Raw genomic sequence first — 19547 nt, 5'->3', positions numbered from 1 at the left:
TTCTCTCGTGCAGACGCGTTCGACCGCCACCCTAGCTTCTGAGCATGTTGTTGTTTCCCCAATAACGCCAGGAGCCTGACAGTGAGTTATTTCGTTGATCGCCTCAAATACTTTACGCGCGCCAAAGAGTCCTTTTCGGACGGACACGGCGCCGTTGTCCACGAAGACCGCGGCTGGGAAAAAGCCTATCGGGATCGCTGGCAGCATGACAAGATCGTGCGCTCGACGCATGGCGTGAACTGCACAGGCTCCTGTTCGTGGAAGATCTACGTCAAAGGCGGCATCGTGACGTGGGAAACCCAGCAGACGGACTATCCCCGCACCCGTGCCGACATGCCGAATCACGAGCCGCGCGGCTGTTCCCGCGGCGCGTCGTATTCCTGGTATCTGTATAGCGCGAACCGCATCAAATATCCCATGTTGCGCGGGCGCCTGGCTCGCCTGTGGCGCGAGGCCCGCAAGACCATGGCGCCCTTGGCGGCGTGGGAGCATATCTGTACGACGCCGGGCCTGGCAGACGATTACAAACGCATGCGCGGAATGGGGGGCTTTGTCCGGGCGACGTGGGACGAGGTGAACGAGTTGGTCGCGGCGGCCAACGTCTACACGATCAAGCGTTATGGTCCAGATCGCATCATCGGTTTTTCGCCTATCCCGGCGATGTCGATGGTGTCGTTTTCCGCGGGCAGCCGATATCTGTCGATGCTGGGCGGCACGATTCTGAGCTTCTACGATTGGTATTGCGATCTGCCTCCCGCCAGTCCTCAGACCTGGGGCGAGCAAACGGACGTGGCCGAATCCGCGGATTGGTATAACTCGAGCTTCATCATGATGTGGGGTTCGAATGTGCCCCAGACGCGCACACCGGATGCGCATTTCATGGTCGAAGCACGATACCGCGGCGCAAAGATCGTATCGATTTTCCCCGACTATGCCGAGGGCGCGAAATTCGGCGATGTGTGGCTGCATCCCAAACAGGGCACTGACGCTGCGCTGGCGTTGGCCATGGGACATGTGATTCTCAAAGAGTTTCACCTCGAGGGAAAGAGCGAGTATTTCCGCGAGTACTGCCGGCAGTATTCCGACATGCCGTTCCTGGTGCGGCTGGTGCGCCAGGGCACGCGCTATGTGCCTGAGCGTATGTTGCGCGCCTCGGATTTTGCCGATGGTTTGGGGCAAACCAATAATCCCGAATGGAAAACCGTGGCCTGCGACGACACGACGGGCGATCTGGTCGCGCCGAATGGGTCGATAGGCTTTCGTTGGGGACAGAAAGAAGGCGGCGATCTCGGTAAATGGAATCTGGACGCCAAGGATGCGCAGGGGAATCCCTTGCCGCTGCGCCTGTCGCTGGTGGGTAGCCATGACGACGTGGTGCCGGTGGCGTTTCCGTATTTTGGCGGGCGTCAGCACGATTATTTCCAGGGTACGGATCATCCCGAGGTGCTGGAACGCAACATGGCAGTGCGGCGAGTACAGACCGTCGAGGGCGAGGTATTGGCCGTGACGGTGTACGACCTGCTGATGGCCAATTACGGCCTGGACAGAGGTCTGGGGGACGTGAACGTCGCTACCTCGTACGACGATGATGTGCCGTATACCCCTGCGTGGCAAGAGCGCATCACTGGCGTCAAACGTGAGGACGTCATTACGGTGGCGCGGCAGTTTGCCGAGACGGCAGACAAGACGCAGGGCAAGTCGATGGTGATCCTGGGAGCCGGCCTGAATCACTGGTATCACATGGACATGGCGTATCGCGGCATCATCAATCTGGTGGTCATGTGCGGCTGTGTCGGCAAATCGGGCGGCGGGTGGTGTCATTATGTAGGCCAGGAAAAGCTGCGGCCGCAGACGGGCTGGACGACCTTGGCCTTTGGCCTGGACTGGTGTCGTCCGCCGCGTCATATGAATGGCACGTCGTTTTTCTATGCGCACACGGATCAATGGCGTTATGAAAAACTGAAGGTCTCTGAAATTCTGTCGCCATTGGCCGAATCCGACGATTTTCAGGGCGAGTTGATCGACTTCAATGTGCGCGCCGAACGCATGGGATGGCTGCCATCGGCGCCACAGTTGCAGACCAATCCGTTGCAGGTGACGCGCGATGCACAAGAGGCGGGGCAATCGCCTGCTGATTATGTCGTGCAGGCGCTGCGCGATGGACGTTTAAAGCTGTCTTGCGAGGATCCCGATCATCCCGATAACTACCCGCGCAATATGTTCTTGTGGCGATCCAATTTGCTAGGCTCGTCAGGCAAGGGGCATGAGTATTTTCTCAAGCACCTGCTCGGGACAGAGCATGGCGTTCAGGGCAAGGATCTGGGCGAGACCGGCGGTGACAAACCGCAGGAGATCGTCTGGCATGACGAGGCGCCGCGCGGCAAGCTGGATTTACTGGTCACGCTGGATTTTCGTATGTCCACGACCTGTGTGTATTCCGATGTAGTGCTGCCCACGGCCACGTGGTATGAGAAAAACGATCTCAATACCTCGGACATGCACCCGTTCATTCATCCGTTCTCCGCCGCCGTGGATCCTGTCTGGGAATCCCGTAGCGATTGGGAAATCTACAAAGGCATTGCACGCGCTTTTTCACAGATTGCGCAGACCGAGTTGCCGGCGTCGCAGGACGTGGTCTTGACGCCCATGCAGCACGATAGCCCGGCGGAATTGGGCGATCCCTTTGGCGTCAAGGACTGGAAGCAAGGCCAGGCCGAGATGATTCCGGGAAAGACGATGCCAGCGATCTCGGTCGTCGAGCGTAACTATCCCGAACTCTATAAACAATTCACGTCGCTGGGACCTCTGACGCGCAAGCTGGGTGTCGGGGGCAAGGGCATCAATTGGCCTGCTGGCGACGAATGCGATCTGCTGGCAAAGCTGAACTATGCTGTGGAGGAGGCAGGCGTCAGCCAAGGCCTGCCTCGTCTGGATACCGATATCGATGCGGTCGAGACGATCCTGACCCTGGCCCCCGAAACCAACGGTGAGGTGGCGGTCAAGGCGTGGAAGGCCCTGTCAGTGATGACCGGCCGCGATCATACGCATCTGGCCTTGCCTCGCGAGCACGAAAAAATACGCTATCGCGATTTGCAAGCGCAGCCGCGCAAGATCATTTCGTCGCCGACATGGTCTGGCGTAGAGTCGGATCATGTCAGCTACACCGCGGGCTACACCAATGTGCACGAGTTGATTCCGTGGCGCACGCTCACGGGACGCCAGCAGCTGTATCAAGACCATCTATGGATGCGTGCGTTTGGCGAGGGCTTGTGCGTCTATCGGCCGCCGGTGGATACGAAATCTCTCGAGTCCATGCTGGACGGCCGTCACGACAATGGTCATCCGCAGGTGGTGTTGAACTTCATCACGCCGCATCAGAAATGGGGAATTCATTCGACCTATACCGACAACTTGATCATGCTGACGCTGTCGCGTGGAGGACCGATCCTGTGGATGTCGGAAAAGGACGCCGCCAAGGCCGGCCTGGTCGATAACGACTGGATCGAGGCGTACAACGAAAACGGCGCGCTAGTCGCACGGGTGGTGGTGAGCCAGCGGGTGCCCGAGGGTATGACGATGATGTACCACGCCCAGGAAAAAATCGTGAACATGCCGGGCTCGGAAATCACCGGCGCACGCGGCGGCATTCACAATTCGGTGACGCGCATTGTGCTCAAGCCCACCCACATGATCGGTGGCTATGCACAACAGTCGTACGGTTTGAATTACTACGGCACCGTAGGATCGAACCGCGATGAGTTTGTGATTGTGCGCAAGATGCGCAAGATCGACTGGCTGGAAGGCAAGCGTGCCGACCGTGCCGAAACCTCTCAAGCCTGAGCACTGGAGCAGACTGATGAAAGTACGCGCGCAAATCGCCATGGTGCTGAATCTGGACAAGTGCATAGGCTGCCATACCTGTTCGGTGACGTGCAAGAACGTGTGGACCTCACGCGAAGGCATGGAATATGCCTGGTTCAACAATGTCGAGACCAAGCCCGGTATAGGCTATCCGAAAGATTGGGAAAACCAGAAACGCTGGAATGGCGGATGGAAACGCACTGCCTCGGGAAAAATCGAGCCGCGTCAGGGAGGCAAGCTGCGCCTGCTGTCGCATATTTTTGCCAACCCCAATTTGCCCGAGATCGACGACTATTACGAGCCTTTTACCTTCGACTACGATCATCTGCAGAGTGCGCCAGAGCTTCAGGCGGCACCCACGGCGCGTCCTCGGTCGTTGATCACCGGACAGCGCATGGAAAAGATCGAATGGGGACCGAACTGGGAAGAGATCCTGGGCGGTGAGTTTTCCAAACGGTCGCAGGACGTCAATTTTGAGGACGTGCAGAAGGATATTTACGGTCAGTTCGAAAATACCTTCATGATGTATTTGCCTCGCCTGTGCGAGCACTGCCTGAATCCGAGCTGTGTGGCCAGCTGTCCGTCGGGCTCGATCTACAAACGCGAAGAGGACGGCATCGTTCTGGTCGATCAGGACAAATGCCGTGGCTGGCGTATGTGTGTATCCGGCTGTCCCTATAAAAAGATCTACTACAACTGGCAAAGCGGCAAGGCCGAGAAGTGCATCTTCTGCTATCCGCGTATCGAGGCCGGCCAGCCGACGGTCTGTTCGGAAACCTGTGTGGGCCGTATACGCTATTTAGGCGTGTTGTTGTATGACGCTGACCGTATCGAACAGGCGGCTGCCACCGAAGACGAGAAAGACCTCTACGAGGCGCAGCTCAGCGTGTTCCTGGACCCCGAGGATCCCGCCGTGATTGCGCAAGCGCTGGCCGATGGCGTGCCTCAGGGCTGGCTGGATGCGGCACGTCATTCGCCGACCTACAAAATGGCAGTGCAATGGCGCATCGCGTTCCCCTTGCATCCGGAATATCGCACCTTGCCGATGGTGTGGTATGTGCCTCCGCTGTCGCCGATTCAGGCCGCGGCCAATAGCGGCCACATCGGGGCGTTCGGCGATATTCCCGATGTGAAATCGCTGCGCATTCCCTTGCGGTATTTAGCCAATATGTTGACAGCGGGCGATGAAGTGCCGGTGGCGCTTGCGCTGGAACGTCTGCTGGCGATGCGGGCCTTTATGCGGGCTCGTACCGTCGATGGCCAGGAGCGCGCGGATATTCTGCAGCAGGTGGGCTTGAGCAAGAATGAAATCGAGGAAATGTACCGCTATCTGGCGATTGCGAATTATGAAGACCGGTTCGTGATCCCCACCTCGCATCGCGAGTATGCGGAAAACACGTTTGATATGCGGGGCGGTTGCGGGTTTTCGTTCGGCAACGGCTGCTCGGATGGGGTATCCGAGGGCAGTCTGTTTGGCAGCAGACCGCGCGGCGATGCCCAGAAAATGGTGTTCATGGAAGTGCAGCGCGACAAGGTCTCGGGGTAGGGGGCGTAATGACAATCGAGCATATCCAGACGGGCGGATCATCGGCACCGCCAGTATCGGTGTACCGCGTACTGTCGGCATTGTTGACGTATCCCGATCAGGCGTTGTTGGCGGCGTTGCCCGAACTGCAGGCCAATGTGACGGCGTCGCAGCGTGAGCAGTTGGCGCCTTTGTTTGACATGTTGAGCAGTGCAGATGATTTGATCGATGTGCAGGAGCAATACGTAGCGACATTTGATCGGCGGCCCGCTCATTCGCTGCATTTGTTTGAACACATTCACGGTCAATCGCGCGATCGCGGGCAGGCGATGGTTGATTTGCGTGAAGAGTATTTGCGCCATGGGCTGGTGCTGGATACCTCGGAACTGCCTGATTATGTGCCGCTGTTCCTGGAGTTTCTCGGGCAGATTCCTGCCGAGAAGGCCTCTGCATTGCTGGGCGATGCGATTCATGTGCTGGCGCGCATTGGCGACAAACTGACGCAATACGGCAGCCCATATGCAACGGTGTTCGCCGTATTGCGCGAGCTGACCTCTGCTGTGCCGCAGCCCTTGCCAGATCCTGCGCCAGAGGACCTGGATGAGTCCATGATCACATTCGGCCCAGACGCAGATGGGTCCGAGCCCACGCTGCGGGCGCGTACGCAAACGGCACAGCCCGTGCATTTCTACGAAACGGACCCTCGGCGCGAAAGGGCTGCGTCCGGTTCCGCTTCGTCATAAGGAGACCCGCATGTCTGCCTATCTGCATCATTTCTTTTTTGCGGTGTACCCCTATATTGCGCTGGCCATCTTTTTATTCGGCAGTCTGGCGCGTTTCGAACGTGATCAATACACCTGGAAAAGCGACTCCAGCCAATTGTTGAAACGAGGCGCGTTGCGTTGGGGCAGCAACCTGTTTCACATCGGCATCCTGTCTTTGTTCTTTACGCATCTGTTCGGGCTGTTGACCCCGCCCGCGGTATATCACGCGGTGGGCTTGTCTACCGAGGCGAAGCAACTGATGGCCGTCGTGGTCGGGGCCATTCTTGGGCTGATCTGTCTGGCCGGCCTGTTGATCTTGATCTATAGACGGATGTCCGAGCCGCGCTTGAGAGCGACCTCGCGCGTTTCAGATTGGGTGACGCTCATCTGGATCCTGATCGTACTGTCGCTGGGACTGTTGTCCATCTTGACCTCGGCCGAACACAAGGATGGTTCCTTGATGTTGTTGCTGGGCGATTGGGCACAGCGGATCGTGACCTTTCGTGCCGGGGCTGCTGAGGTGATGGTGGGCGTGCCGTGGGTGTATCAGGTGCATATGGTGCTGGGCATGACATTGTTCCTGATCTTTCCGTTCACGCGTTTGGTGCATGTCTGGAGCGGCTTTGCATCAGTGGGATATCTGACCCGCGCGTGGCAGCTCGTGCGTTCGCGTTAATCGTTAATAGGGAGCAACCATGATTGTCGTGAACGGCGTTTCGATCAGCGATGCCCAGGTGCAGGCAGAATTGGCGCGTCATCAGAGTGACGCAGATCCGGTACAGCGCGCAGGCCATGAGTTGGTGCTGCGCGAGTTGCTGTTGCAGCGCGCCCGTGAATTGGGGGTGGCGCAGGACGGTGACGATGCCGCGATACAGGCAGTGTTGGCTGCCGAGGTGAAAACGCCGGTCGCGGACGAGGCCAGTTGCCGCCGCTATTACGAGCAGAATGAGGATCGCTTCATCAGCGGAGCACTGGTCGAGGTATGGCACATCCTGTTCCAACTCACGCCGCGTGTGGATCCTCAGCGCCTGCGCGCCCGCGCGGGTGAGGTGTTGCAAGAGGTGCATCGTGCACCGCCAGAGGCCTTTGCAGACTACGCGCGACAGTATTCGAACTGCCTGTCCGCCCAAGAGGGCGGCCGGCTGGGGGATATCGGCCGCGGCGAGACCTTGCCCGAGTTCGAAGAGACCGTGTTCGCCATGCCAGCACATACCTTGTTGAATCGCCTGGTGCAGACGCGCCATGGTTTTCATATCGTGCGTACCGGGCGCAAGGTCGAGGGCTCGCTCATGACTTTTGACGCCGTCCACGAGCGTATCGCCGCCTGGCTGGCGCAGGCCTCCGAGCGTCGTGCGACGCACCAGTATTTGCAGTGGTTGGTAGGGCAGGCCCGCATCGAGGGCGTAGATATCTCCGGCGCTGATTCCCCGCTGTTGCAGTGAGCCGAACTCAATTGATCGTGATGTGAACCTATCGAACAGGAATAACGCGATGAGCAACCATCCACGTGCCTATGCGGTGTTGTACAGCAGTACGTTTGCGTTCATGGTGTGCTTTGTGGTGTGGATGATGTTCGGCGTATTGGGCATCCGCATTCGCGAGGAACTGGGGCTGAATGCCTTTGAGTTTGGGTTGCTCACGTCTACCCCCGTGTTGACGGGCGCGATCTTTCGTCTACCTCTGGGCATGTGGACGGATCGCTTTGGCGGCCGCATCGTGATGACGGTGTTACTGCTGGGTTGCGCGGTCCCGGTCTATTTTGTCAGCTACGCGCAGGCCCTGTGGCAGTTTTTGGTGATTGGTTTGTTTTTGGGGCTGGTCGGGGCATCTTTCGCGGTGGGGACGCCTTATGTTTCGCGATTTTTCTCGGCCGAACGCAAGGGCTTTGCCATGGGGTTTTTCGGCGCGGGTACCGTTGGGGCTGCGGTTAATTTATTTGTGACACCGGTGTTGCTGGAGGCTTACGGATGGCGCATGGTGCCCAAGATCTACGCGGTTGCTTTGCTGGTGACTGCCGTGATGTTCTGGTTTGTGGCTGCCCCCGATCCCGGCGCCGGGAAAACGGGCGGCAAACTGCTCGAGCAGTTCAAAATTCTGAAGAATCCCAGAGTGTGGCGTTATTGCCAATATTATTCGATCACTTTTGGCGGCTTTACCGCGCTGTCGTTGTGGATCCCTCAGTATTTTCAGGCCGAATATGGGCTGACGTTGGTAGCGGCATCCGCATTGGCCGCGGGTTTTTCCCTGCCTGGTGCGGTGTTGCGCGCGGTAGGCGGTGGCCTGGCCGATCGTTTCGGCGCACACAAAATGACGTGGTGGTGCCTATGGGTCGCCTGGATGACCCTGTTTGTCCTGTCTTATCCAGATACGACGTTGACGGTCCAGACCTTGAACGGCTCCGCGTCGTTTCACCTTTATTTGCCCGTGTGGTTATTCACGTTGCTGCTCTTTGTGCTGGGCGCGATGTTTGCCTTTGGCATGGCCTCGACTTTTAAATACGTGGCCGATGATTTCCCCGAGAACATGGGCGTCGTCACCGGGATCGTGGGCCTGGCCGGCGGGTTGGGCGGTTTTCTGTTGCCGCTGATGTTCGGCGTGCTGGCTGAACTGGTGCCGATCCGCTCCAGCTGCTTCATGCTGCTGTACGGCATCGTCTGGGTGTCGTTGATTGTGATGTATATCTCGGAGGTCAAGAAAGTGCAGCTATCCGGGGATGTGGTTTCGGAGCCGAATTAACAGAGGTTCGTCCGGGGATAGTCGAGTACTAATCCGTGAACGCTCTAAAGCTAACTACGGTCGAACGCCGTGACTGTTGGCAGCACTACCGCGAGATAGTCGACGAGCGTTCGTACTGCTGGCAACAGCCCGGTGCGGTAGGGAATCAACGCTGTAATACGGGCATCTGCGGCAATCCATTCAGGTAGCACTTGGTGCAGCTCGCCCGTCTTTAGTTCGGCTTGGCAGATGTATCCTGGCAACGCGGCGATACCGATATTCGAGCGGGCCGCCTCTTTTAGAGAGATCAGGCTGTTGCTCTGGAATCTTGGCTCTACCGATAGCGTTTCCACCTGCTTTTCCGGCCCCTGCAGTGTCCATTGCTGGGCTGCTTTGCCGGAATGCGAAATGATCGAATGAGACGTCAGATCTGCGGGCTGCCGTGGTGGCGGCATACGTTGAAGATATTCAGCTCCGGCGAACAGGTACCAGGGTGTCCGCGCGAGAGGATGCTGGACGAGATTGGAGTCTTGCAATTGCCCTGTGTGTCCTCGGATCGCCAAGTCGAAACCATCGCCTACGACGTCTAGTATGCGGTCCGTTGCGGTTTCAATGATGTTGACTTTTGGGTTCTGCGATAAATACGTAGGTAGAACATGGCGCAATGCAAATTGTGCGATTTCGATGGCGACTGTCACACGAATGATGCCGCTCGGCTCTGTCAACCGTTGCCGCATGGCTTCTTCGGCCAGTTCGGCACTGCGCAGCAGCGCCATGGCGTACTGATAGAACTCCACCCCGACTTCGGTCATCTTGAACTGCCGTGACGTCCGATTGATCAGGCGTACACCCAGCATTGCCTCGAGTTCCTTGACGCGGTGACTCAATGTCGATTTCGGTAACTGCAGCGTTTCTCCGGCTGCCGTGAATCCGCCGCGGTCGACGACTTGAACAAAAAAATAGACGTCCTTGAGATCCAGCATGGCGTGAGTTTGCATTCACCATCATCACAATGGTGCCCGCAAGGAAGCTGTAAATGGACGCCGATCTTACCTCATGGAAGGTAGCTGTTCTATAAGGACAAACCTCCGGAGCGTCGTTCGATTTTGCTGAACTTTGCGTACATGCCAAGCGGCTTCACAAACGAATTCAAGTGCTTAAGCTATTGCACAAGAGCAGCCTCATGCTGTTTCTGTAATGCCTATTCAATGTGGAGAGCAAAAATGTCGATGATCAAAGGATTTCACCACCTGACTGCGGGTGTCAGGCATGCCCAGGAAGATGTGGATTTCTATGTAAAACTGCTGGGTCAAAGCTTGGTCAAGAAGACTGTGCTGCTTGACGGGGATGACCCTATCTACCATCTTTACTACGGCAATGCGAACGGCGATCCTGGAACGCTGGTGACGTCATTTCCGTTTCGCCAACGAGGCGTACAGGCACGTCCCGGTTCCGGGCAGGTACGGGTCATCAACTATTCGGTGCCGCGCGGATCGCTTGAGTTCTGGCGGAGCCGCTTCGATAGTATGAATATTCGGTACGATGCGCATATTGTCGAGCGCTTCGATGAGCGACGCCAGCGCTTCTATCATCCGTGCGGAATCGAGTTTGATCTTGTCGAGACAGATCTGGATAAACGTCCGGCTTGCGTGACTGGCGACATTTCTGAGACTTATGCGGTTCGAGGCGTGCACAGCATTACGTTGTCGTTGCGTGAAGTGGTCGAATCCGTTCGTTTCATGAGCGAGGCAATCGGATTTCGCCTTGTCGGTCAATCGGGGGCCTATTATCGCTTTGAGACGCATACCGGGGGCCCTGGTATGGTGGTAGAGTTTTTGCATGAACCTGACCGGATGCAAGGGTCGTCAGTCTATGGTGAAGGCACTGTGCACCATGTGGCTTTTGCCGTGGACAATGTCGATCAGCAGATGGAGCTCAAGGAAAAGTTCATGGGTCTGGGCTACATCGACACGTCGGAGTCAGTGAACCGAAATTACTTCCGGTCAATGTATTTCAAGATGCCCGGTGGCGTTATCTTTGAAGCGGCCACCACGGATATCGGCTTTGCCATCGACGAGCGTCCTGGTCATTTTGGCCAAGAGTTCCAACTGCCCCCCTGGCTTGCCGATCGCAAGGATGAATTGTTGGCGCGCCTTGAGCCCATCTCTGTTTGATCTGCTCAGGCTGACCTGATTGCTTGAAATCCCCCCTCTCAATATGAAAGGGGGGGATGTCTTTAATTTATAAATGTTCGGCGCGTTTTATCAACGTGTCCAAATAGGCAGAGTAGGGCAACGAATCGATCGTGGCCTGTATCGCCTCCTGGCGCAGCGATGCACGTTGAATCAATGTATCGACATACAGGCTCACCGCGGGCAGCTCCTCCCACATCGACGCGAGCCCCAGATAGGCGAGCCGGGTCAGGTTCACTCCCCACATCACGTCACCCAAGGTAAAGGAATTACCGACTACCCAAGGGGATATACCCGATGTCAATGTTCGATTCAGTTGCCGGAGCAGCCCTGCAACTTGTTCGCGTATCGCGCGCTGGAAGCCCGCATCGTGGCAAACTGACTTTCCGCCTCTTTCCTTGATGATTTTCGCACGATAGGCGGAAACGAGTTCCATATCGGTGGCATTGGCGGCAATCATTGATTCGAGTGCCATCATCTTGTAGTCGTATACCGTCTGCATCATGGTCCGAAGTGCTTCGGGACGACGGTCTGCATCTGGGTGAAATCCGTAGAGCAACCCACCGTTTGGAATTCGATCGACAATGGTTGCCTGATGCATCACGGCAGCGCGGGTTTTCTCTGCTTCTGGTACCAGGCGGACCGGCGTGGCCGATATCTCATCGAGGTAGCAGCAAATGCGCATCGAATCCGCGATCACGCGGCCCGCTTCATAATCGACCAGCAACGGCACCACACAGGGGTCGAAGCCCTCTGTTTCCACGGAGGTACGCCCGCTATAGCTATTGACGAACGGTTTGTCTATCTCCCGGCCGGCCATCAATCGGAGCCGGACATAGGGTGGATGATAGTGCTCTGCTGGTACGAAGATATCATCGCTCATTGAACTCAGAATCATCATCTCGTTCGAGCGATAGGACAGTTGTTTCTCGGCCAATACGGTTCGTACTTTCTGTGAACACAAAGAGCTTGCCGCGTGAAACAGCTCGAAGCGAGGATTGGCGTCATTGCCGATGACGATACTGCGTGCAGGATCGGCCATGAGAGTGCGAGCCTGAATCGCCAGCGCCAGAAGTTGATGAGTAGCCATACCGTTTATCTCCCTTGTTGTCTGGACAGGTGCGGGCATATTGCAGGCGGCTCTCCCACGGTACTGCGCACGGTCCAGAGCTCGGGGAAAGGCAGCTCTTGCAGCGTGGGGAGCAACCAGGATATGCCCTCAGTGCCGAAGTAGGCAGCGCGGTGGCCGAATGTACGGCGAGTGGCCATTAGATGAAGGTGCTTCCAGGTCGAGAAGCCTTCTGCTATGTCGGCCAGCGTCTCGCCCAATCGCCGAAGGTCGTGGTATTTGTCTGGGTCGGCATAGATTTCGCGCCAGGCATTTTCAACTTCCGGACGAGGTGTGTAGGGGGCGCGGTGATCGTGCTCGTTCGTCCGCGGTATCGGCAGTCCCGCACGGTGCAAGAACGCCAGGACGTCGTCGTAGAGGCTGGGTTCAGCAAGCGTATCGTCCAACTGTTTCCAGCGTGCAGGTTGGGAAGCGAAGTGCTGCAAATGTTCAGGCTGCTTGATGCCCAGCAAATAGACCATTTGCCGATAGGTCCATCCTTGCAAGGCGGTATCCTGGCCGTATTTGGAGACGGCATGTGAAAGAATGGAGAGTAGATCGGCCGGCGTCATCCAGGCGATGGATTTCCATGTTGCATTGAGTGGCTCATGGTGAGCAACTACCCGTTCCAGGGTGTTGCAGGCCCGGGTAATATCATCGTTTCTCAGCTGTGTCTGAGCAGTGCGGATTTCCTTGATGATGAGCATCCAGTAAAGCTCCGAGACTTGTACCGATGTGATCCATGCATGTTCTCCCGGATGGTTGCTGACAGGATTTTGCAACGTATGCAGCACGTCCGTCTGTATCCATGCGCTGTAGGGGGTCTGTCCCGTCGGCGTGATACCGACGGAAAGTTTCAACGGTTGGTTCATGTTGGTCTCCTCGTTATTGAGCGTGTTCATTAGTTTTCTATGGTGCCGTCGCCGCACACGATCGCTTCGATCTGCTGGGCAATGTGCAACAGCGCACCGTCATCTCCGGGCCTGGCAACGATCTGTAGCGATGCCGGCAGGCCTTTGTCCATGGCGGGTATAGGAATTGAAATCGCGGGAAATCCCGCGATGTTGAAGGGGGCGGTATAGGTCATCAACGCCTCTCGCACCGTACCGGACCAATTACCGATGTCGATGCTGGCGGTATTCAGCGCAGGTGCGGTGCACGGGCAGGTGGGCAAAATGAGGTACTCGACCGAATGCATGGCGTCATGAAGGCTGGCGATGAATCTTCCCCTGGCCCGTTGGGCGCAGACATACGCACGCATGTCCATGTCTCTCGCCCGCTCGAGTCTGTTGACTGTTTCCGCACGGTAGCTCGTGACGATGCGGTCCCAGCTATTGCGCCTGAAATGTTCAATGCCGCCCTCAATCAGTACGATGCTCGAAAAGGCGGCGAATATCCCGTCAAACAGACCTGCCGAATCCAACTCTACGCAGGAAAACTTCCGCGCGAGCCGCCGCACTGCGGCATCAAAGGGTAGGGCGACATCGGCGGCCGGCGACACGGGAGCGATCTCGCGCACCACGCCCAATCGTGCCGATGACGGCGCATGACTCTCGGGAGTTTGGCAATTCAGTACATTGCCCAAATACAGCACGTCGTCGACCTGCCGTCCCAGCAAGCCGACATGGTCGCATGTGGGCGACAAGGGAAAGACGCCTCGCGTGGAAAGCCTGCCGAGTGTGGGCTTGAAACCGACCAGACCGCATAAAGCGGCAGGAATCCGTACGGACCCGCCGGTGTCAGAGCCTACGCCGGCAGTGACAGCACCATACGCGATGGCGGCGGCGGCGCCACCGCTAGAACCACCTGGTATTCGTGTCGGATCGAGTGGGTTGCGTGTGTCTCCAAAAGGTTCGCTAGCCGTCGTCACGCCCCATGCGAATTCATGCGTGGTGGTTTTGCCGATGATGATCGCGCCACAATCGAGCAGCGAGCGGACGATATCCGCATCGGCGGCAGGACGATGGCCAAGGTATGCCAGCGAGCCATAGCATGTGTCCATATCCTTTGTGTCGATCAGATCTTTGATCGTGATGGGCAATCCTTCGAGAGGCCGTGCCGTTCCGTTGTCGTAGCGTCGATCACTCTCTGAAGCCGCGGTCAGTGAGCTATCCCAGTCGATATTGGCAAAGGCGTTGACAGCACGTTGGCTTGCCTCTGCTGCTCTGAGCGTTTGTTCTGTCAGCGCAGTCGCCGTGATTTCTCGTCCTGCGAGGGCCCGGTGAATATGCCGCAGACTGGCAACCTTCCCCATGATGGGCGACGATGATTCGATGCAGTAGCTCACCACAGAGTCTCCAGCAACGTTGCGAGTTTTCGTCGAGCGTTGTCGCCCAAGTCGCTCACTTCGACGGGGTAGTGTTGCGCCAGCATTTCTTCGATATCTGGCCGCAGGTCGCGAGATATGCCGAGCAAGCCTAGGCGATTGGGCAATTCCAGTGCGTCAACGAGATTTGCAATCCGTTCGGCGAGCAGTGCGGCCGGCGGGATACCCTGCGGGTGTGGAAAAAAGATGTCCAGTTTGTCACCATAGATGCCGGCACAGGCTCGGATAGCGGGCGCCAGTGTGATGCATGACGTCATGCTGTGTGGCAGCCCGAACGTGCCGCCGAGGATATGCCCTATGCGATGGCTGAGACCATAAATGACTGAGGCAGGATAAAAATAGCATTGCCAGGCAGCGAGCTGAAGTTGGAGTAAATCGTCGATGTCAATTAGGCCGCGCTCGAGCGCTGCGCGGGTTTCGAGTTGTTTGGGCCATTTCTCCAGCACATTGAAGAAGCGCTCCACCCCTCGGGCAGCAAGTATTGCGTGAGGATGATCGCGGCCAACAAGGCGCATGCCTTCCACTGCATGATCGATTCCTTTGATGGCGGAGCTCAGCAACAGCGAGCGCGGCGTATTGACGATAAGCTGCGGGTCGATGGCGACGAGCTTGGGGGTGGTTTCGCGAACTGCATAGCTGCGTTTGAATTTGCGCGGCCCGTCAGTTTCTGTCACACCAAAGTAGTGAGAGAACTCAGAGCCTGACAGCGTAGTCGGAAAGGCGGCAATCGGCAGGTAGCGTCCCGTTTGGCGGTAGTGCAGGTCCGACACCGCTTTTGCAGCATCGAGTACAGATCCGCCACCGAGCGCGACGATAGACTCTGCACGTGCGTACAGACAGGCTTGCAGAGCCTCATGCACAGCGAAGTCCGGTACGTGCGGTGGGAGCGCACTGAATATTCCCACGCTATCCGCGATATGAGGCTGCAGATATTCGCTGTACAACGCTTTGAGGAACTCGACTGTAAACGTGATGGGGCGTTTGATGCCGTAGCTGCCGAGCGACACGGCAACTTGCCCTGCGATATCCCGTCCCCAGACGATATGTTCCTGAGGTAAGCATTTCAATTGTTCCATCCGTCCGTCTCCGAAAGTGTGTTGGCGCTATTTGATGTGAGCCGTTTCGACAAGAAGATAGGCCATTCGGACTCGGCCGTGCAGGTCCGGTTCTTGGATTTATCGTTCACGAATATGGACGTTCGATTCTGGCTGCGTAAGCGAGGTGTCGTTCAAACATATGAACGCAAAAGGCAAACATCCCCCGCTGTTCTGTTCCCGTTACTTGTCTATGATTTTCAACACGGCCGCGACAGATGAGAAGGCCACGGAGATGATGGACATGGAGATAGAGATGGAAACGACAATGGTCGAGCAGATCGATAAAACGGGTCTGGTTGCGGATTTGATTCGCGGGAGGCGCAGCAAACGTAAATTTCTGGATCGGCCTGTATCACCGACCATGGTGAGGCAAATCCTTTCGGTCGCAAAGCACGCACCCAGTTCCAGCAACACGCAACCGTGGCGCTGCTATGTATTAACCGGCCAGGCGCGTGAAAAAGTTACGACTGCGGCAGTGGAGGCCTATCGCTCGGGGCAGGATGCACTCGCGCCGCAGTACCCCTTCTTTCCAAAGGAGCTGCCGATGCCATTCTCATCGCGCTTCAATACTTTTCGCGGCATGCTCGGCGATGCGCAGGGCGTGCATCGAAGTGATCTGGCGGGGCGAAGACGAGACGTGGAGCACCAGTTCCGTTTTTTCGGGGCGCCGGTCGGATTGATCTTTACGATGGATCGCCGTCTCGAATGGGCAAGCTTTATTTGTTATGGCTGTTTTTTGCAGAACATCATGCTTGCTGCCTGTGCGCAAGGGCTGGACACCTGCCCGCAGCAGATCTGGTCGTTGCAGTCGGCCGTGCTGCGGGATGCGTTGGGAATTCCAGATGGTGAGATGGTTGTGGCCGGGATGTCGCTCGGGTACGCCGACAACAGCGTGCCCGAGAACAACATGAACCTGGACAAGCTGGAATTGCAGGAGTTCGTGTCGTTCGTTGATATATAAGTTTTCAACTGAAGGTTCGCCGGCATATCCCAGAATGTGTTGGCGAACGCATTTGCAATGCAGGGGGGCTGGCCTTGAGTTGATTTATATCAGTTCCAGTGATTACCTCTGATGACTCCATTCATCGACAAACGTATCGCGAAACTCTCGTAACCACGCCAGCCGAGCCTCGGCCATTGTGCGCGCAGCCGCCGTATGCATGGTCGGCGGCAGTGTCGCGAGTTTGGCTTCGATGTGATCCAACGCGTAGGTGCGATCGTCCAGCGGGCGGGTGCGTGCGAGGGGATCGTCTGGGTGCGCAAAAGCCGACCCCATGCGGCCCGCGGTATAGAACAGTCGGGCCAGGCCGACGGCGCCCAAGGCATCGAGGCGGTCTGCGTCTTGCACGATCTTGGCCTCCAGCGTCGTGGGCGCAATGCCGGCCGAGAAACTGTGCGCCTCGATGGCGTGAGCGACGGCATCGAGCTTGTCTGCCGGGAAATCGGTCTGCCCCAGGCGATGGCGGGCTTCGAGCGCTGCTAGACGCGAGGCCTGGGCGCGTTCGGGATGATTTTTGGGCAGGTTGACCAGGTCGTGCAGATAGCAGGCGGTCAGGACGACCAGCGCGTCGGCCTCGGGATAGCTGTCCAGCAAGGTCCGGGCGACACGCCAGACGCGTTGCAGGTGGTTCAGGTCGTGTGCGCCGTCGTCTTGGTTGTCTGAGGCGGCAATGGCGGTTAAACGGGGAATCCAGGCGGCTAGAGTGTCGGACATCAGTGGGGGTGAATGTAAATAATCGGCCGCTTTGTGGCGGAGAAAACGACAATAAAGTCTAGGATACTCGCTCGCCTTGACCCCTGATCTACTAGTAGGTAACAATATCCCTACTATGAATACTGCTACCACCCGCGACCAACTTCTGGAACATGCCCAGTGCCTGATCAGGCGGCGGGGCTATAACGGTTTTAGCTACCGGGACCTGGCCGATCACGTAGGGGTGAAAACCGCCAGTATTCACTATTATTTCCCCGCCAAGGACGATCTGTTGATCGCCGTTATCGACAAGTACGCGGTGCAGGTCCATGCAATGTTGCACGGCATCGACAAGTCCGTGCCCGCCAACGAGCGGCTGGCACGTTATGCTGCGTTGTTCCGGGGCGGACCCACCGACCAGATTTGCCTGTGCGGCATGCTGGCTGCGGATTTTGCCTCGCTGTCGGACCGGGCACGGCAATCGGTGCAGGCGTTTTTCCGTATGCACGAGACCTGGCTGTCCGAGGTCGTCGCTGCCGGAGTAGAGGACGGCTCGCTGAAATCTTGCGGCGATACGGCGGCGGATGGCCGTTGGCTGTTTGCCGCGTTCCAGGGGGCGCTGATGGGCTCGCGTCTGTTTCAGGACCAGCAACGCTTGGATGATGTGATCACCGCTGTGTGCTGCAAACACGGCGTCGCCGCCTAGTTGATTCTGTTGCGGTGACCATGGCCCCGCATTGTGCGGTAAAAGGCCGTGCCTGTGCGTGCTCGAGATTCCGCCATCGTTACGGGGCATTAGCCCGCATCATGCACCAAGGCCTGCGCGCATATGCATAGGCCTTGTTTTGATGGTCTGCGTTACGCCATCACCGCGGGCAAGAGGTCTTCCACGCGCTCTGCGTTTTTAAAAAGTCGAGCGCTGACCAGACTGCCTTGCAGGGCGGCATATAACGCGCGGGCCGATGCGCGCAAATCTCCTGGAACGCGCAGGCTGCCTTCGTGGGCGCCTTGTTCCAACAGTTTGACGAGCCAGGTTTCGTTCGCCGCGTAGAAATTCTGCAATCCTTGCCGCGCACAGTCGGGCAGGGCGCCGAGTTCTGCTGCCAATGCCGCGCCTAGGCAAATACGTTCGGTGCCGCAGAACGCGCGGCGGTGCGCATCGACATAGGCACGCAACTTTGCGTCGGCTCTCAACGCCGGATCGATTCCTTGCATGGCCTCATTCCAGCGCGATTGGTATTGCTGTATGACGGCCAGCAGCAGGTCTTCTTTCTGCGGAAAATAATAGTGGATGCTGGATGTCTTGATGCCGATCAGGTCGGCCAAGTCGCGGTAGCTGAAACCGTTGTAGCCGCGTTCCTGAATCAAACGCTGGGCATGTTGCACGATTTGTTCGCGAGTGTTTTCGGGTTTCATAGTCATGACGCTACCGGGTGAAAGCAGGGTTGATAGAAAAAGGGGCGGATAGGCTCCTCAAGTAATGAAGTAAACGCGGGCCGCCGTATGAAGGCAGGGCGGCGCCGCAGAACACAACATGTGCTGTCCTTAGCTGCGGGACGAGGAGTTCACGCCAGTGCTGGCTTGATAGTCGAGTTCGCCAAACGCGTCGCTGCCGTTATCGCGTGCGGCGTGGGCTTCGGCTTGCACTTCGGCGCGCGTGGGAACCGGGCCGGCGTTGTAGGCGGCAGGTTGTTCCAATTCGCCGAACGTTACTTGACCGGCTGCTGTCGCAGCTTGCAATTCAGCCTGGATCTGGGCGCGGCTGACCGTGCCGATGCTGCTTTGGACGGGCGGATAGTCCAACTCTCCCGAGGGTTCGCCAGCATAGGCAGCGCCCATCATGGTCATCGACAACATCACTGCGGATACGAGGGTTTTCATGATCATTCTCTTTTTAAAAAGTTTTTTATCGCTAGAGGCTTGGTCGGATCGACAGCCAATCAAGCGCCGGTGTTGGGGTAGCCTTCGCCGCCGAATGCGACAGGGCCGTGGGCGTTGGCTTGAACGGCTTCGGCGTGGACTTCGGCACGCGTAAGGTTGCTGTCGGCAACTTGCGTGACGGGTTCGTCGTTTTCGCCGTAGGTGACCTGGCCGGCAGCACGGGCCTGTTGCAGTTCGGCGACGACTTGCGCGCGGGTCAGTTGGCTGGTCTGGGTGATGGTGGGCGGGTAGTCCAGTTCGCCGGAGGGTTCGGCAGCATAGGCAGCGGTGCCAACCAGGGAAGCGGAAATCAGCAGTACGGAAGCGAGGGTTTTCATGATGATTC

At 57.4% G+C, this 19547-nt stretch carries 18 protein-coding genes; 9 read left to right on the top strand and 9 right to left on the bottom strand.

All coding sequences use genetic code 11. The features are described 5' to 3' along the window. The first annotated feature begins 81 nt into the window (after positions 1-81). The 6 genes from ACYVI2_RS07980 to ACYVI2_RS07955 are packed head-to-tail and all read left to right on the top strand — an operon-like array spanning position 82 to position 8886. Positions 82-3840 carry a nitrate reductase subunit alpha gene (locus ACYVI2_RS07980; protein ID WP_415819847.1) on the top strand — a complete coding sequence of 1253 codons (3759 nt, stop codon included), beginning with the start codon at positions 82-84 and terminating at the stop codon, positions 3838-3840. 16 nt (positions 3841-3856) lie between these two features. Beyond that, the gene (gene narH, locus ACYVI2_RS07975) at positions 3857-5407 is read left to right on the top strand and encodes a nitrate reductase subunit beta (RefSeq protein ID WP_415819848.1); all 1551 of its coding nucleotides are present in this window, start codon (positions 3857-3859) and stop codon (positions 5405-5407) included. Positions 5408-5415: 8 nt separating this feature from the next. Next, positions 5416-6129, top strand: a complete 714-nt coding sequence (narJ, locus tag ACYVI2_RS07970) for a nitrate reductase molybdenum cofactor assembly chaperone (protein WP_415819849.1) — start codon at positions 5416-5418, stop codon at positions 6127-6129. A 10-nt stretch (positions 6130-6139) separates the two neighbouring features. Further along, on the top strand, positions 6140-6826 hold the full coding sequence (gene narI / locus ACYVI2_RS07965) for a respiratory nitrate reductase subunit gamma (RefSeq protein ID WP_415819850.1): 687 nt from the start codon (positions 6140-6142) through the stop codon (positions 6824-6826). A 19-nt stretch (positions 6827-6845) separates the two neighbouring features. Continuing rightward, positions 6846-7592 (top strand): peptidylprolyl isomerase, encoded by a 747-nt coding sequence (locus ACYVI2_RS07960; RefSeq protein WP_415819851.1) that lies wholly within the window; start codon positions 6846-6848, stop codon positions 7590-7592. 49 nt (positions 7593-7641) lie between these two features. Continuing rightward, a complete protein-coding gene (locus tag ACYVI2_RS07955) occupies positions 7642-8886 on the top strand; it encodes an MFS transporter (protein ID WP_415819852.1) in 1245 nt (414 codons plus the stop codon). Positions 8887-8936: 50 nt separating this feature from the next. On the opposite strand, the gene ACYVI2_RS07950 is transcribed toward ACYVI2_RS07955, so the two are convergent. Then, the gene (locus ACYVI2_RS07950; protein WP_415819924.1) at positions 8937-9848 is read right to left on the bottom strand and encodes a LysR substrate-binding domain-containing protein; all 912 of its coding nucleotides are present in this window, start codon (positions 9846-9848) and stop codon (positions 8937-8939) included. Positions 9849-10088: 240 nt separating this feature from the next. Between ACYVI2_RS07950 and ACYVI2_RS07945 the strand changes: the two genes are divergently transcribed. Next, positions 10089-11039 (top strand): ring-cleaving dioxygenase, encoded by a 951-nt coding sequence (locus tag ACYVI2_RS07945; protein WP_415819853.1) that lies wholly within the window; start codon positions 10089-10091, stop codon positions 11037-11039. A gap of 67 nt (positions 11040-11106) precedes the next feature. On the opposite strand, the gene ACYVI2_RS07940 is transcribed toward ACYVI2_RS07945, so the two are convergent. Genes ACYVI2_RS07940 through ACYVI2_RS07925 form a run of 4 tightly spaced genes read right to left on the bottom strand, consistent with a single transcriptional unit; the run spans position 11107 to position 15567 of the window. Continuing rightward, positions 11107-12147, bottom strand: a complete 1041-nt coding sequence (locus ACYVI2_RS07940) for a glutathione S-transferase family protein (RefSeq protein WP_415819854.1) — start codon at positions 12145-12147, stop codon at positions 11107-11109. A gap of 5 nt (positions 12148-12152) precedes the next feature. Continuing rightward, positions 12153-13037, bottom strand: coding sequence for a tryptophan 2,3-dioxygenase (locus ACYVI2_RS07935; RefSeq protein WP_415819855.1), 885 nt, complete (start codon positions 13035-13037; stop codon positions 12153-12155). A 29-nt stretch (positions 13038-13066) separates the two neighbouring features. Then, entirely contained in the window at positions 13067-14419 is a 1353-nt protein-coding gene (locus ACYVI2_RS07930) for an amidase (RefSeq protein ID WP_415819925.1), read from the bottom strand. Positions 14420-14448: 29 nt separating this feature from the next. Next, positions 14449-15567: an iron-containing alcohol dehydrogenase gene (locus ACYVI2_RS07925; RefSeq protein ID WP_415819856.1), complete on the bottom strand. Its 1119-nt coding sequence runs from the start codon at positions 15565-15567 to the stop codon at positions 14449-14451. A 286-nt stretch (positions 15568-15853) separates the two neighbouring features. Here ACYVI2_RS07925 and ACYVI2_RS07920 point away from each other — a divergent pair, with 286 nt between their 5' ends. Continuing rightward, positions 15854-16549: a nitroreductase gene (locus ACYVI2_RS07920; RefSeq protein ID WP_415819926.1), complete on the top strand. Its 696-nt coding sequence runs from the start codon at positions 15854-15856 to the stop codon at positions 16547-16549. Between the two features lie 102 nt (positions 16550-16651). Here ACYVI2_RS07920 and ACYVI2_RS07915 read toward each other — a convergent pair whose 3' ends face one another. Then, the gene (locus ACYVI2_RS07915; protein ID WP_415819857.1) at positions 16652-17302 is read right to left on the bottom strand and encodes an HD domain-containing protein; all 651 of its coding nucleotides are present in this window, start codon (positions 17300-17302) and stop codon (positions 16652-16654) included. 115 nt (positions 17303-17417) lie between these two features. Here ACYVI2_RS07915 and ACYVI2_RS07910 point away from each other — a divergent pair, with 115 nt between their 5' ends. Then, positions 17418-17987 (top strand): TetR/AcrR family transcriptional regulator, encoded by a 570-nt coding sequence (locus ACYVI2_RS07910; RefSeq protein ID WP_415819858.1) that lies wholly within the window; start codon positions 17418-17420, stop codon positions 17985-17987. 152 nt (positions 17988-18139) lie between these two features. Here ACYVI2_RS07910 and ACYVI2_RS07905 read toward each other — a convergent pair whose 3' ends face one another. The 3 genes from ACYVI2_RS07905 to ACYVI2_RS07895 form a co-directional block, all read right to left on the bottom strand. Continuing rightward, positions 18140-18703 (bottom strand): TetR/AcrR family transcriptional regulator, encoded by a 564-nt coding sequence (locus ACYVI2_RS07905; RefSeq protein WP_415819859.1) that lies wholly within the window; start codon positions 18701-18703, stop codon positions 18140-18142. A gap of 123 nt (positions 18704-18826) precedes the next feature. Beyond that, complete coding sequence (locus tag ACYVI2_RS07900; RefSeq protein ID WP_415819860.1) at positions 18827-19162, bottom strand: DUF4148 domain-containing protein; 336 nt, start codon at positions 19160-19162, stop codon at positions 18827-18829. A 59-nt stretch (positions 19163-19221) separates the two neighbouring features. Then, entirely contained in the window at positions 19222-19539 is a 318-nt protein-coding gene (locus tag ACYVI2_RS07895) for a DUF4148 domain-containing protein (RefSeq protein ID WP_415819861.1), read from the bottom strand. Between the last annotated feature and the right edge of the window lie 8 nt (positions 19540-19547).

The sequence above is a fragment of the Bordetella tumbae genome (assembly GCF_054780995.1).
Note: the sequence above shows the minus strand (reverse complement) of the source record. Positions and strands in the feature narration are given on the sequence as shown.

Bases quoted from the DNA above. Each gene is read 5' to 3' on its own strand.
- ACYVI2_RS07930 (WP_415819925.1), bottom strand. From the start codon at position 14,419: ATGGGGAAGGTTGCCAGTCTGCGGCATATTCACCGGGCCCTCGCAGGA.
- ACYVI2_RS07950 (WP_415819924.1), bottom strand. From the start codon at position 9,848: ATGCTGGATCTCAAGGACGTCTATTTTTTTGTTCAAGTCGTCGACCGC.
- narI (WP_415819850.1), top strand. From the start codon at position 6,140: ATGTCTGCCTATCTGCATCATTTCTTTTTTGCGGTGTACCCCTATATT.
- narH (WP_415819848.1), top strand. From the start codon at position 3,857: ATGAAAGTACGCGCGCAAATCGCCATGGTGCTGAATCTGGACAAGTGC.
- ACYVI2_RS07915 (WP_415819857.1), bottom strand. From the start codon at position 17,302: ATGTCCGACACTCTAGCCGCCTGGATTCCCCGTTTAACCGCCATTGCC.
- ACYVI2_RS07900 (WP_415819860.1), bottom strand. From the start codon at position 19,162: ATGAAAACCCTCGTATCCGCAGTGATGTTGTCGATGACCATGATGGGC.
- ACYVI2_RS07895 (WP_415819861.1), bottom strand. From the start codon at position 19,539: ATGAAAACCCTCGCTTCCGTACTGCTGATTTCCGCTTCCCTGGTTGGC.
- ACYVI2_RS07905 (WP_415819859.1), bottom strand. From the start codon at position 18,703: ATGACTATGAAACCCGAAAACACTCGCGAACAAATCGTGCAACATGCC.
- narJ (WP_415819849.1), top strand. From the start codon at position 5,416: ATGACAATCGAGCATATCCAGACGGGCGGATCATCGGCACCGCCAGTA.
- ACYVI2_RS07925 (WP_415819856.1), bottom strand. From the start codon at position 15,567: ATGGAACAATTGAAATGCTTACCTCAGGAACATATCGTCTGGGGACGG.
- ACYVI2_RS07920 (WP_415819926.1), top strand. From the start codon at position 15,854: ATGGTCGAGCAGATCGATAAAACGGGTCTGGTTGCGGATTTGATTCGC.
- ACYVI2_RS07935 (WP_415819855.1), bottom strand. From the start codon at position 13,037: ATGAACCAACCGTTGAAACTTTCCGTCGGTATCACGCCGACGGGACAG.
- ACYVI2_RS07945 (WP_415819853.1), top strand. From the start codon at position 10,089: ATGTCGATGATCAAAGGATTTCACCACCTGACTGCGGGTGTCAGGCAT.
- ACYVI2_RS07910 (WP_415819858.1), top strand. From the start codon at position 17,418: ATGAATACTGCTACCACCCGCGACCAACTTCTGGAACATGCCCAGTGC.
- ACYVI2_RS07955 (WP_415819852.1), top strand. From the start codon at position 7,642: ATGAGCAACCATCCACGTGCCTATGCGGTGTTGTACAGCAGTACGTTT.
- ACYVI2_RS07940 (WP_415819854.1), bottom strand. From the start codon at position 12,147: ATGGCTACTCATCAACTTCTGGCGCTGGCGATTCAGGCTCGCACTCTC.
- ACYVI2_RS07960 (WP_415819851.1), top strand. From the start codon at position 6,846: ATGATTGTCGTGAACGGCGTTTCGATCAGCGATGCCCAGGTGCAGGCA.